General features: G+C 64.7%; 12 protein-coding genes and 2 pseudogenes. 10 read left to right on the top strand and 4 right to left on the bottom strand.

The features are described 5' to 3' along the window. Positions 1–154: 154 nt before the first annotated feature. Positions 155–835 (bottom strand): annotated as a pseudogene (locus tag ACZY0Y_RS11250) (IS3 family transposase); the annotation flags it as partial. A gap of 379 nt (positions 836–1,214) precedes the next feature. Here ACZY0Y_RS11250 and ACZY0Y_RS11245 point away from each other — a divergent pair. Further along, positions 1,215–1,418 carry a hypothetical protein gene (locus ACZY0Y_RS11245; RefSeq protein ID WP_463958046.1) on the top strand — a complete coding sequence of 68 codons (204 nt, stop codon included), beginning with the start codon at positions 1,215–1,217 and terminating at the stop codon, positions 1,416–1,418. A 288-nt stretch (positions 1,419–1,706) separates the two neighbouring features. After that, on the top strand, positions 1,707–3,566 hold the full coding sequence (locus tag ACZY0Y_RS11240) for a putative bifunctional diguanylate cyclase/phosphodiesterase (RefSeq protein WP_463958044.1): 1,860 nt from the start codon (positions 1,707–1,709) through the stop codon (positions 3,564–3,566). A 404-nt stretch (positions 3,567–3,970) separates the two neighbouring features. On the opposite strand, the gene ACZY0Y_RS11235 is transcribed toward ACZY0Y_RS11240, so the two are convergent. Then, the gene (locus ACZY0Y_RS11235; protein WP_463958042.1) at positions 3,971–4,807 is read right to left on the bottom strand and encodes an alpha/beta fold hydrolase; all 837 of its coding nucleotides are present in this window, start codon (positions 4,805–4,807) and stop codon (positions 3,971–3,973) included. A 242-nt stretch (positions 4,808–5,049) separates the two neighbouring features. Between ACZY0Y_RS11235 and ACZY0Y_RS11230 the strand changes: the two genes are divergently transcribed. The 6 genes from ACZY0Y_RS11230 to ACZY0Y_RS11205 all read left to right on the top strand — a co-directional run bounded on the left by ACZY0Y_RS11230 (position 5,050) and on the right by ACZY0Y_RS11205 (position 8,792). Next, positions 5,050–5,445, top strand: coding sequence for a cupredoxin domain-containing protein (locus ACZY0Y_RS11230; RefSeq protein ID WP_463886349.1), 396 nt, complete (start codon positions 5,050–5,052; stop codon positions 5,443–5,445). After that, entirely contained in the window at positions 5,442–5,921 is a 480-nt protein-coding gene (locus ACZY0Y_RS11225) for a hypothetical protein (protein ID WP_463886347.1), read from the top strand. Before ACZY0Y_RS11230 ends, ACZY0Y_RS11225 begins: the two co-directional genes overlap by 4 nt. A 184-nt stretch (positions 5,922–6,105) precedes the next feature. Beyond that, positions 6,106–6,876: a hypothetical protein gene (locus ACZY0Y_RS11220; protein ID WP_463886346.1), complete on the top strand. Its 771-nt coding sequence runs from the start codon at positions 6,106–6,108 to the stop codon at positions 6,874–6,876. Positions 6,877–7,139: 263 nt separating this feature from the next. Next, positions 7,140–7,604 (top strand): sortase domain-containing protein, encoded by a 465-nt coding sequence (locus ACZY0Y_RS11215; protein WP_463886344.1) that lies wholly within the window; start codon positions 7,140–7,142, stop codon positions 7,602–7,604. A gap of 54 nt (positions 7,605–7,658) precedes the next feature. After that, positions 7,659–8,291 carry a hypothetical protein gene (locus ACZY0Y_RS11210; RefSeq protein WP_463958040.1) on the top strand — a complete coding sequence of 211 codons (633 nt, stop codon included), beginning with the start codon at positions 7,659–7,661 and terminating at the stop codon, positions 8,289–8,291. 306 nt (positions 8,292–8,597) lie between these two features. Next, positions 8,598–8,792, top strand: a complete 195-nt coding sequence (locus tag ACZY0Y_RS11205; RefSeq protein WP_463958039.1) for a cupredoxin domain-containing protein — start codon at positions 8,598–8,600, stop codon at positions 8,790–8,792. Positions 8,793–8,994: 202 nt separating this feature from the next. On the opposite strand, the gene ACZY0Y_RS11200 is transcribed toward ACZY0Y_RS11205, so the two are convergent. Further along, positions 8,995–9,153, bottom strand: coding sequence for a hypothetical protein (locus ACZY0Y_RS11200; protein WP_463958038.1), 159 nt, complete (start codon positions 9,151–9,153; stop codon positions 8,995–8,997). Positions 9,154–9,388: 235 nt separating this feature from the next. On the opposite strand from ACZY0Y_RS11200, the gene ACZY0Y_RS11195 reads away from it, so the two are divergent. Together ACZY0Y_RS11195 and ACZY0Y_RS11190 are read left to right on the top strand one after the other, a co-directional pair. After that, complete coding sequence (locus tag ACZY0Y_RS11195) at positions 9,389–9,817, top strand: hypothetical protein (protein WP_463958036.1); 429 nt, start codon at positions 9,389–9,391, stop codon at positions 9,815–9,817. Between the two features lie 349 nt (positions 9,818–10,166). After that, a pseudogene (locus ACZY0Y_RS11190) lies at positions 10,167–11,507 on the top strand (ParB/RepB/Spo0J family partition protein). 402 nt (positions 11,508–11,909) lie between these two features. On the opposite strand, the gene ACZY0Y_RS11185 reads toward ACZY0Y_RS11190, so the two are convergent. Beyond that, the gene (locus ACZY0Y_RS11185) at positions 11,910–12,056 is read right to left on the bottom strand and encodes a hypothetical protein (RefSeq protein WP_463958034.1); all 147 of its coding nucleotides are present in this window, start codon (positions 12,054–12,056) and stop codon (positions 11,910–11,912) included. Positions 12,057–12,140: the final 84 nt, after the last annotated feature.

The following is a 12,140-nucleotide window of genomic DNA, read 5'->3' as shown; positions in this document are numbered from 1 at the left end:
GATTGGGCCGCTTGGTAGGCGTCCAGCGGATCGGATTTGCCCTTGAGTCGGCGCGCGGCCCGGTTCGGGCGGTTCACTTCCAGTACACAAAGACCTTCACCGCGCAGGGTCTGCGCACGTCAAGTTGTTGAGACAGTTTCGTAGTTGATTCGGGTTACGCGGCCAGGGTTTCCGGGTCGCGGGTTTGATGGGCGGTATGGGCCGCTGCCGGTGGAATGCCGCCGGCCCTTCGGTTTGGTCGGCGGCGGTTGTACCAGCCCTCGATGTATTCCCTGACAGCGGTCCTCGCGGAAAGTCTGCTGCCGAAGGTGTGCTGGTGGTACATCTCGGTCTTCAGGTGCGAGAAGAAATTTTCGGCGACCGCGTTGTCCCAGCACACCCCGACGGCTCCCATGGACTGGGTAACACGGTTCCCGCCACACCATTTCTGGAATTCGTCAGAGGTGTATTGGGAGCCGCGATCTGAATGGAAAACGACTGCTCCCTCGGCGAAGTACCCGTGGTCACGGGCCATTCCCAGCGCGTCGGTACACAGCCTGGCGCGCATGTGATCGGCCATGGCCCAGCCGATGACCATGCCCGTGCACAGGTCGATCACGGTGGCCAGATAGAGCCACCCCTCGCCGGTGCGCAGGTATGTGATGTCCCCGCAGAGCCGGGTCCCGGGCACCGTGGAGGTGAAGTCCCGCTTGCCGTCCTCGCCGAGCATGTGGTTGCGGATATGCGCGGTCTTCGCCTGGGGGTCCTGCACGGTGGTCTGCTTCCATGCCCTCGTGCGTACGGCCCGCAGGCCCTGCTCGCGCATGATCGCCCCGACCGTTGGAGCGGCGACCTCACACCCTTCGTGTTGAGCATCAGGGTCAGCTGGTCACGGCCGGCCCGGCCTTTTTCCTTCTCGAACAGGCCAGTAACCTCAGCAACCAGACGCTGGTGCCGGACGGCCCGCGGGGAGGGGCCCTTGGGGTTGCGCCACCGGTAGAACGAGGCCCGGGAGACCTTCAAGACCCGGCACAACCAGGCGATCGGGTGGTTCGCCTTCTCTGCCCGTCGCGAACAATGGAACAGGATCCGGCGCTAACGGCTCTGTCTCGTTGTCCGGGGCGTAATGACACCGATGATTGCCTGCTGAACGGTTCCCGTGTTTTCGACGCTGCATTGTTACTCAAGATGCCCGACGCCGGGTGGTGTCAGCCGCGGTCAGGGCCCCCACCCCGGTGAGTTCACTGACCATGCCCGAAAGCTTGATTCCCGTATCTGACGCGTGCCCGTGGATCACCCTCCAAGCCGCCGCAATTCACTTCGGCACCTGGCCTGGCACGCTTTCCCGCATCGAACGCGGACTCAGCCGCGATGACACCCTCGCCCGCGACTACAGAAGCTGGCTTGCGCAGCAACAAGAGACTGCCGAGGGGCATTGACAACTATAGGAGCATCACGTAGGGAAGACGCGCCGTCGATAGCGGGGGGCGGCCCGCCCAAGCCGCACAATCAAAATCAACCAGGTCACCGGCCAATCTTACCCAACGCAACCACAGGCAACAGCGGCGGCCCCGGCCATCAACGATGGCGGCGCCACACCCCGGGGGTGCAGCGGCTGTCTACAAATATTGACCGCCTGGAGCGGCGAACCCCCGACACCACTGCCGCTTGCCGATTCTTGGCTCGGCGTTTAGCTTCCGTTCGTTTTTGCCTGATAATAAGAACTCGTGGCACCCCTCCCTTACGTCCTCCGCACTGTGAAGCCGCCTCCGCCTACGCTGGGTGATCTTGGCTTCGAGGCGATCATCCTGCGGGCCGACACGCCCTCGGGAGAAATTGAGGCGCTGTTCCGGGCCGACCGGCGGCTTCGGGCCGTTGTCATCGATGTCGGAGGGAATCATTCCCTGTTGACCCGGGACCAGCTTGATCACCGGATGACGGGACGGCTGGGCTACGGGCGGGCCTTGAACGCCCGTGCTTCGGCAGAAGCGTTGATGTCACACACCACCTTCAGGCTGCCGCCATCGCTGGATCTTCGGGCCGCCGCCGCCGCGCTGCTGGACCGACCCGAGGAAAGCAGATATCAGGATGTGCTCGTCACCGCAGAGGCCCCGCGCATCGTTCCGGTCTCAGAGGTCTTCGAAGGACTTTCCGATCTGTTCCGGCACGCCGCCCTCCATGACCCGCTGACCGGTTTGGGGAACAGGCGGGGACTGGAAGAGTCAGCGCCAGCTCTCCTGGCCGGCAACGATTCATCCCGGACGGCAGCCCTCTACGTGGACCTGGATGATTTCAAGATCATCAACGACACCTTCGGGCATCGCTCCGGTGACAGCGCGCTCACCGCCGTTGCCGCCCGGCTTCAGGCCTGCACACGGCCCTCCGACACGGTCGCCCGCCTCGGCGGGGACGAATTCGCCGTGGTGCTGACCGACGTCGATGAGACCACGGCCCGTACCGTCGCTTACCGGATCCTCCGTTCCCTGGATGAGCCATTCCCCCATGACGGACACGAGCTCCGGCTCTCCGCCACCCTGGGCCTGGCCATGGCCAGCGATATCGACGCTGACGGGCAGGACCCCGGGACGCGTCTGGAATACCTCCTCCGCCACGCGGACGCGGCGATGCTGCAGGCCAAACACGAAGGCAAACGCCGGCTGGGCAGGATCGACCCCCGCCGTCCCACAAGCCGTTTCGCCCGCCAGGCCCTCATCCGACGCCGCCTGCCCCAGGCCCTCAACAACGCAGGGTTCAGTCTCCACTACCAGCCCCTCATGGACATCCCCACCGGTGCATGTCTCGCTGTGGAGGCGCTGCTGCGCTGGGAAGACCCGGAACTGGGCACAGTCTCCCCGGACGAGTTCATCCACATCGCCGAACACACCGGTGACATCCATGCCATCGGCCGTTGGGTCATCGACGAGGCCTGCACCCAAGCCCGGCGCTGGCTGGACGCCGGAACACCCCGGGCCATCTCCATAAATACTTCACCTCTGCAGCTGACAGCGGGAAGTTTGGTCACCGACCTCCAGGCAGCCCTGGGGCGGCACGGCGTTCCGACATCGCTACTGAACATCGAGATCACCGAAAGCGCAGCCATCGTGGATCTCCCCTCCGCCGCCGCACAGCTACGCACACTGATCCACGCGGGCACCGGGGTCGCCCTGGATGACTACGGCACGGCCTATTCCTCCCTTGCCCTGCTCCGGGAACTTCCCCTCACGGGGTTGAAGCTGGATAAGTCGTTCATCGACGCCATCGACACGGACCCCACCTCCGCAATCCTGGTAGCCAGCGTCATCGCCCCTGCCAAAGCCCTGGGACTGAGAACCACCGCCGAGGGCGTGGAACGCGAAACACAATTGGCTGTCCTGAGGGAACTGGGCTGCGACACCGCCCAGGGCTACCTCATTTCGCGGCCCCTGCCCGCGGCAGAGCTCGACCGCGCCTTGACGGCGAGAGAAGCGGCCGCCACGTGCCCACAAGGACCCGGCACGGAACCTATCGGCCCGACCGCCGGGACTGGACTGGACTGGACTGCACCCATGGTGCCGCGTCCTTCCAGGCATCATGGATGCAGTCCGTAATCTGGCGTTGCCCAATCCAGCCGGCACACGCCTCGTGGGCAGGTTCAGTACTCTCCCTGAAAAGAAGCAGCGCAGAACCTGAAACTTCACGTAGCGAACAAATGCAGGTAACCGAGCCGGACCGTGGGCCGGATCGGCCACAGTGCCCTAAACGGCCGCGGCGGCTGCCACCCATCGTCTTTACGGCGACGCAGATTAGTACATCACGCAGAGTCCCGTTGAACCCGCGAGCGTCCTCGCCCTTCGAGACGGTGTGAGCTGCTGCGGGGATCTCTGGCCTGTGATTGTTAGCGGAACGTGGCGGTTAGATCACAGCCCAGATGGCGGTTTCGTCCCGTTAGAGGATCTACTGTCAATTGCTACTCCTGTTGAATAGATCCACGAGGTCTGCCGGACCTCGTGGACTATTTGGCCAGGAACTGGATCAGTGCTTCGTTCCATTCCTCGGCGTGGCTTACGTTGCATCCGTGGGGGGCTCCGGTGATGACGCGCAGTTCACTCCCGGGCAGGGTTGCGTGTGTGCGCTGACCGGATCCTTCGAAGGGTACGATGGCGTCGCCGTCGCCGTGGAGCACGAGTGCCGGAACGGTCACTTTGGGCAGGTCGTCACGGAAATCGGTGCCGCCAAAGGCGGCCATGCACGCGAGGGCCGCTTTCTTGTCCGCCTGCTTGCACAATGCGAAGGCATCCTGGCGCTGTTGCTCGGTGACCTTGAGTTCTCCGTTGACGGAGAAGAACTTGCGGGTGAATCCGTCGTAGAACTCGTCCTCGTCCCTGGTAAGGTCCGCTGTCATCTTCGTGGCCGCGTCCTTGGTCAGGGGCCCTTCGGGGTTGTCGCCGGTCTGCATCAGGTAGGGCGGGACCGCGGACGCGAAAACGACGCTGCGCAGCCGTTCCGCTCCGTAGAGGCTGAAGTAGCGGGCTACTTCGCCGCCGCCCATGGAAAAGCCCACCAGGGTGACGTCATCGAGTTCCAGCTGCTCCAGCAGGGCGTGCAGGTCCTCGGTCAGTGTGTCGTACGTATAGCCAGTCATTGGTTTGTCGCTGCGGCCGAAGCCGCGCCGGTCATACGTGATGACCCGGTATCCGGCCTCCTGAAGCGCCGGCACCTGGGCCTGGAACGCTTCCCCGGACAGCGGCCACCCGTGGATCAGGACCACCGGACGACCCGGCCCTCCGGTGTCATCCACATGCAGGTTGGTGTCCTTGAACAACCCGTGATGTGCAGTGATTTCAGTCATGACTCACCCTTCGATGCTCCTACCGTGCCGGATGGGGCCAGCCTACACAGACCGGAAGCAAGATGTCTTTCACATCAGAAAACTTCCTCCGGAGAACATGGACCCGGTCCGGGCCGGTTATTCCGCGAGTCCCCGTCGAGCAGTCCGTAAGGGCAGGGGTGACGAATAGGGTGTGTGGGGTAGTTTCCTGATGGACGCGCCGTCCGGCGTGCGGAGGGCACATCCCTGGGAAAGGGATTGTCATGAGAACGATCAATCGCATCCTCGCCGTAGCCGCCGCCGTGTCGTTGGCGACCATTACCGGATGCGCCACCCAGAAAGGAGCGCCCTCCGCCCCTCCGCCGGCAGCCAGTTCCCCTGCCCCGTCAGCTGACGGATCGGCCCCGGCCGGTGAGGCTGTCATCACGATCAGGGGCTTCGCGTATGAGGTTCCCGCGTCGGTGAAGCCGGGGGCGATGGTGACGGTGACGAACGCGGATAGCGCCCCTCACACCCTGACCGCCAAGAACGAGGGCGGGTTCGACGTTGAAGTCCCGAGCGGTGCAACGGTGAGCTTCCAGGCTCCGGACGCCCCGGGTGAGTACGGGGTCATCTGCAGCTTTCATCCGCAGATGACCGGGACGCTGGTCGTGAAATGAACCGCCCAGAACTACAACTGACCAGACGGACGCGCGCCTTGTGGGTGCTGCGTGCCGGCGTCGCGGCTGGTCTGGTGGTCAGTGCCGTCATCCATGTCCAGCTCGCCCCGGGCTACCAGCAGGCAGCTCCGGGCGGTCTCGGGCAAGGGAGCCTGTTTTTGATCCAGGCCGGAGCAGCGGCCCTGGCAGCGGTGTTTGTTCTGCTCAATGGGTCACGGACGGCTTTCGCGGCCGCCGCCGTGGTTGCGTTGTCGTCCCTGGGTGCGGTCATCCTGTACCGGTATGTCCAGGTCCCCGCTCTTGGGCCGCTGCCTTCGATGTATGAACCGGTCTGGTATGCGGCCAAGACCATCACGGCGGTCGCCGAAGCGGCCGCCGGGGCCCTGGCGGTGGCCGGGTACGCCCTGCTGCACAAGACCCGGCCTGAATCAGGGCCAGCTGCCAGGGGGCCCCGCCGCGGAGCTTCAACTGCTTGACCCGGGGCTGGGTTACCGGCCCAGGTCAAGCACCTCTGATGCTCGCCCGGCCGTGGGCTGGCCAAAAAATATGTGGTCCAGGCCACATTTTAAGCCATCCTTTGCCGGTAGTGTTCCGAAGTACCGGTGTCCCTTTCCTGGGGGCGCCTAACATCACACGCGCGTGTATGAGGAGATTTATCACATGAATAAGACACTTCGCTTTATGGCAGTCCCCACCCTGGCCCTGGCCGCCCTGGCCCTGTCCGGGTCCCCTGCGATGGCAGCGGACCAGTCCTACCAGTCCACCCTGGGCCAGCTCAACGGCAGCAAAGGCTCGGGCACCATCACTGTTGATGTCAAGGGCAACCAGGCCCACGTTGTCCTGAAGGTTTCGGGCATGCCCGCGACCTTCATGGACGCCCCGTACCCGCACGTCCAGCACATCCACGGCGGGGCCCAGGGCGTCTGCCCGGCGCCCACGGCCGATAAGGACGGCGACCAAGTCGTCTCCACCACCGAAGGCGCTCCGTTTTACGGCGCAATCGCGACCACCCTGTCCACCAGCGGTGACACCAGCCCCGCAGCGGGCCTTGATCTTAAGGTCGGCGGGCAGGGCGCTGCCTACACCGTGGACCGCACGTTCGAACTGAACGCCGAGACCAAGGCAGCCCTGGACGCCGGCACCGCCGTTGTGGTCGTCCACGGCCTTGACCCCGCCACCCTCAGCGCGGCAGGCCAGGCCGCCAAGAGCGACCTTGCACCGACTCTTCCGCTCGCCGCCACCTCCCCTGCCCTGTGCGGGACGTTGAAGGCCGGGCAGATGAAGGTGCCGGCCGGCGGCGCTGACACCGGGGTCAGCCAGGAAACCGGTACCGACACCGGCGCCCTCGCCGTCGGTGGGGGCCTGGCCCTGGTCGCCCTCGCCGGTGGAGCCTACGTTGTCCGCCGCCGCACCGCCGGTTCAGCAGCCTAAGCCAAGCTGACCGGATCACTACTACTGTGAAAATCAGGAATCCCGGCCGCCGAGGGGGCCTCCGGGCTGCCACGGCGGCCGGGGTTCTGCTCCTGCTGGCCCTGTCTGGCTGCGGTGCAGGAAACAGCGGAACGCTGGACGTCGGCTCCCCACCTTCCGCTTCAGCGGTACCCTCCGCGGCACCCACCCCCGCCGCACCCAGTTCCGCAGTACCGATACCTCCCGCATCGAGTCCGGCTGCCGCGCCTGCCGTGGCAGAGCCCGTGGTGCTGACCCGATCCGAGCCGGTGACCCTGGAAATCCCGGCCATCGGCGTGCGAACCGACCTCCTGAAACTTGGACTCCGGGAGAACGGCTCCCTCCAAGTACCGCAGGACGCCGGCAGCGGAGCGCCCGCCAGCTGGTACAACGGCTCCCCCACTCCCGGAGAACGCGGCCCCTCCGTGATGCTGGGCCACGTCAACGCACTCGGCGGCGCCACAGGAGTTTTCGCTGACCTCCGCGATCTCACCCCCGGTACCGATATCAATGTCTCCCGGACCGACGGCACCCTCGCTGTGTTCACGGTCGACCACGGCGCACAGTACAGCAAGAACAATTTTCCAACCCTCGAGGTCTACGGCAATACCCCCGGCGCTGAGCTCCGGCTCATCACGTGCGACGGGTACGACCCCGCCACGAGGCTTTTCGATGACAATTACGTCATCTACGCAAAACTCAAAACCTGAACCACGGAACTCCCGCTCCATCCGGAAGCGGCAAATGGCGCGAATGGACTGGACATGAAACACCGAAAGCACACCCTGGTTGCGCTGGCCGCCACGTCGCTGATGCTCTCCGGCTGCGCAGCAGCCGCCGGATCCGTCGGGCCCGGCACCCCCGCGGTCGTTCCCTCGTCATCCTCAGCTGCCGCCGAATCAGGACACGCCGCCGGGCACAACCACGGCTCCTCCCCGTCCCCGGGCACGCCCCAAGCCCAAGGACCCAGCGACGCTGCCCTGATGGTGTGCGGGGACCAGCCGATGGACAGGCTCACCTCCATCCTGGATCTGGACTCGAAACCGCACACGGTCAATAACTGGGCCGACAGCACCTTCACCTGCACCTACCACCTCACAGAGGGTGCCTTGGAGATTTCCGTCAGGGAAGCAAAAGATCAGGCCTCTGCACTGAAATACTTCGACGCGATGCAGGCCCTGGCAAAGGACGCCAAACCCATCGAAGGTCTGGCGAACCTGGGCTTCCCGGCCTACGAAACCGCCGACGGGTCAGCCGTGTTCCAGAAGGACAGCTTCGTCCTTCAAATGGATGCCACCGACCTGCCAGCGACCCTGGGACCGGAGAGCATCAGCCGGAACGCCCTGGCCTACCAGCTTTCGACCACCATCCTGGCCTGCTGGATCAAACACCCCTGACACACCCCCCCGCCGCAGATCACTACAGCAGGGCAGACGAAAGGTTTCATCATGAAGGCGAACACCAGAACACTCAGGGCTTTCGGACTGGCGGCAACAGTAGTCGTGCTGGCTCTGTCCGGCTGCGGCGCCCCCGCCACGTCAGGGTCTGGCACGACAGCAGCCCCGACAACGACGGAACGATCAGCCTCAGCCCTGCCTACCACCGCTGGACCTGTTCCCTCGACCTCCAGCCCAAGCTCTTCACCCGCAGCGGCTTCGGCGGAGATACTGATCAAGGGCTTCAAATACCAGGGTGCGGACACCGTGAGCCCCGGAGCGACAATCAGTGTCACCAACGAAGACATTGAAGCGCACACCGTAACCGCTGACACCGGTGCCGCGTTCGACGCCGCCATCAAAGTCGGCACCGGCACCTTCACCGCCCCGACCAAACCCGGGACCTACCCCTACCACTGCACCTTCCACGGCAACATGAAAGGCACCCTCACCGTGAAATGACACCTCGCGTGATTGGCCTGTCGGCAAAGTCATCTCAATCGCTGCCGGCAGGACCCTGCAGCTGCCGCAGGTTGCTGAATCCGTCGCGGATACGGGACTAGACTGCGGAGACACTCAGGTTGAGGGCCGCTGCCACTTCCACGAAGGTCTGCCCCCCGAAGTACGCCAGGACTATAGCCTGCGACTGGGCAGCGCTGATCATTTACTGGCTGCCCGGGACCTTCTCATCCTCGAACCTGCGCAGGCTCAGCTCCTCGGTCGAGTTCTGGCCCGGCGCCGTCGTCTCGCGGTGGTGCCGGGTGTCACGCTCCAGATGGTTTGGATCCCGCCGGACAACATCCACCACCCGGCGGTACGTCACCGACCCAATCCATCCCCTGCGCAACCGTCCTGCGGACGGCCGCGCACCGGATGCCTTGCGTTCGGCGCTGTGCTTATTTCCTCACCCAGCCCATCCGCTGCTTGCCCTTCGGGTTGCCCCGGCTCCGTCGGGCACAGCTACGCGATGCTCCGCCAGCAGGCAAAAAACATGGTGGGGGAGAGGGATGGCCGGTTGTTCAGGCACCCGCCCCGCCCGAGTGAAACGGAGCATCACCTTGAGCACAGCAACAATGACCCGCACGGTCACCGACGACAACGCCGAGGCGGTTGTCGTCCCGGCCCTTCCCGCCGATGACCGGGCAGGGGATGGGTACGACTGGATGGATACCCTCGAGGGCACCGCCTGGTCCGTGCTGCCGGCCTGGGGCAGCGAGGGCTGGGACGCCGGATCCTGGTCCTACATCATCTTCGCCGTCGCCCGCACCCGCGACAGTAACGGGGAACTCTTCGGCTACGGAACCTTCGTCGAAGGCGACACCGCGACCTACTGGTTCCGGACCCAGGACGCCTGCTTCGAAGCAATCACTGCCGCGGTGTTCTTCCACTGGGCCTCCGGACAGTCCGACGGCCCGGACCACCTCCCCGCCACCGCCGCCGAACTCCCGGCGCAGGACCGCAAGCCCTACCCCGGCTGGACGGACTAGAAACACCGCGAGTGTGTCCTGGCCACCGACGGCCGGGACACCCGCAAGGCACGCCAACATCCGTTGACAACATCATTGAGATTCCTTCGGATTCTAGGCGTCCGCTCCACCCCGTCTAGCCCCTCCTTCGTCGGGGCCCGCGGTGCAGGAAATGTCCCTCCGGCGCTCCTGCGTCGCTGATTTCCTTGAGGGAATTTCCTTCACCTTGCCTGCGGTAGACAGGGCTCCGTCGGCCGCCGAGCAAGCGTGCTTGCCAGCAACAAAAAAACAACGGGGGGAGAGGGGAAGTTGGCCGGTCACCTGAGCCGCCCCCACCCACCCCACTTCTCGGACAAGAAGGAGCAACACCATGAACGCCATACCCACCCTTGAAATGCTCGACCCGGCCACCCTGACCGTGGACATCAACGTCCGCAAAGACGCCGCCCTGACCCCCGATTTCATTGCCAGCATCAAAGAGCACGGCGTGATGGAACCCGTCATCGCCCACCGCAAGGACGACGGGACGGTGCATGTCCTGATGGGACAGCGCCGCACCCGCGCCGCCGTTGAAGCCGGGTGCGCGAGCATCCCGGTGATGATCATCGAGTCCCCCGAGGAAGCCGAACGGATTGTGACGCAGGTCGTGGAGAATATCCAGCGCGCGGAACTGACCGAAGCGGACGAGGCTGAGGCCTACCACCAGCTGTCCCTGATCGGAGTGTCAGCCGCCACGATCGCGAAGAAGACCGGACGGACGAAGACGACCGTGGAGAGTGCCCTGAAGGCCAAATCCACCGACACCGGATCCGCCGCTCTGGGAAAGGGGTAAACGATTGAAGCGGCCCTGATTCTGGCGGAGTTTGCCACTGACGGTGACGCGGTGGAGGAGCTGGAATCGGTTATCGCCGATGAGCCGGACATGCTGGCACACGTCACCCAGCAGTTGCGGGACCGCCGCGACCGCGCGGCCGCCCTCGCGGCGCTGACCGCTGAGCTGGAAGCCGCCGGGACCACCGTGGTGGAACGTGCCGGACATGACGGGGACAGTGAGAACGTCCGGGTGTCTTCGCTGAACCGGGCAGACGGGGAACCGGCCACCGAGGAGGACGCCAACGCCGTGCACATCGTGTCCTCCTACAACGGCCATCACTCCACCGTCCCGGTCGTGGCCGGATGGAAGGGACTGGGTTTCACGCTCCGGTACAGCGGCTACGGCGCGTCAGCGGCGAACAAGGGTCCGATGACGGAGGAGTAGAAGGCCGAGCGGAAAACCCTGATCGAAAATAACAAGCTGATGCAGTCGGCAACTGTGGTCCGGCGCGACTTTGTGAAGGCGCTGCTGGCGAAGAAACAGCCGCCCAAAGGCTGGCAGCACTTCACCGTTCACGCCATCACCCACCATCCCGAAACGGCCAGTGGCTACGAGGGAACCGTCGCCGCCGAGATGGCAGGAGCCAAGACGGGGGAGACTTCGGACCGTTGGGGCTGGAACCCGTTGCGGGACCACGTGGCCAAGTCCACGGCCCGGCCCGAGGTATCCCTGATCGCGCTGGTCTGCGCAGGGTATGAGAAGACCATCGCCAAGGACTCATGGCGGTCTCCGAGCACCCGCCACATCGACTACCTGACCCGGCTCATTGCCTGGGGCTACACGGCAAGCGCCGTGGAACAGATCATCATCGATAAGCACACCACCGACACCGAGTAATGTGAGAAGTGAGCCGGGTGGCTGATCCCCCAATGCAGCCACCCGGCCACTCACCCCAGCAAGGGCCAGGAACGTTCCAGAAGTGGGGCGGTCCGCCGCCCAGGGCGAACCACAGCAGCCACTCACCAGCGGCGGACCGCCGTTAACCGCGACGAAGCGACCGGCGGACTATCACCCGCGGGACCAGGAACAACGAGGTTCCCGGATTCAGCCAAGCTGAACCACATATTTCCTTTGCAGAGGGAAGACCAGGAAGGGCCGGCGCCTACAGCGCCGGCCCTTCCGCCATTTTCAGTTGAGGTACGAGGCTAGGCATCTTCCGTCAGGGTGCGTCATTGGGTTTGTGATGCCAAGCGCCTGGGCCGTTACCGGCCGCAACGTGCGGCCGGTAACGGCCCTCTGCTAGCTGGTGCTGCGCCGGTTAGCCGCGTGCAGGAGATGCAGCCAAGCGAGGATCCCGGTCAGGATCGTCACGGGAGATGCCCCGGCGGTCGTGGCGGACGGGTGAACAAGCAGGCTCAGGGCCTGGGAGATGATTTCTGCTAGCACGACCTGTGTGTGTGCGGCGGATTCGATTCGCAGCAGATGACTTCGCACCTGCGCATATAAGGACGGATTCCGAAATCTCGCGGG

Source organism: Pseudarthrobacter kochi (assembly GCF_055412805.1).
The sequence above is the reverse complement of the archived record's forward strand: the minus strand, read 5'-3'. Positions and strand labels throughout refer to the sequence as shown.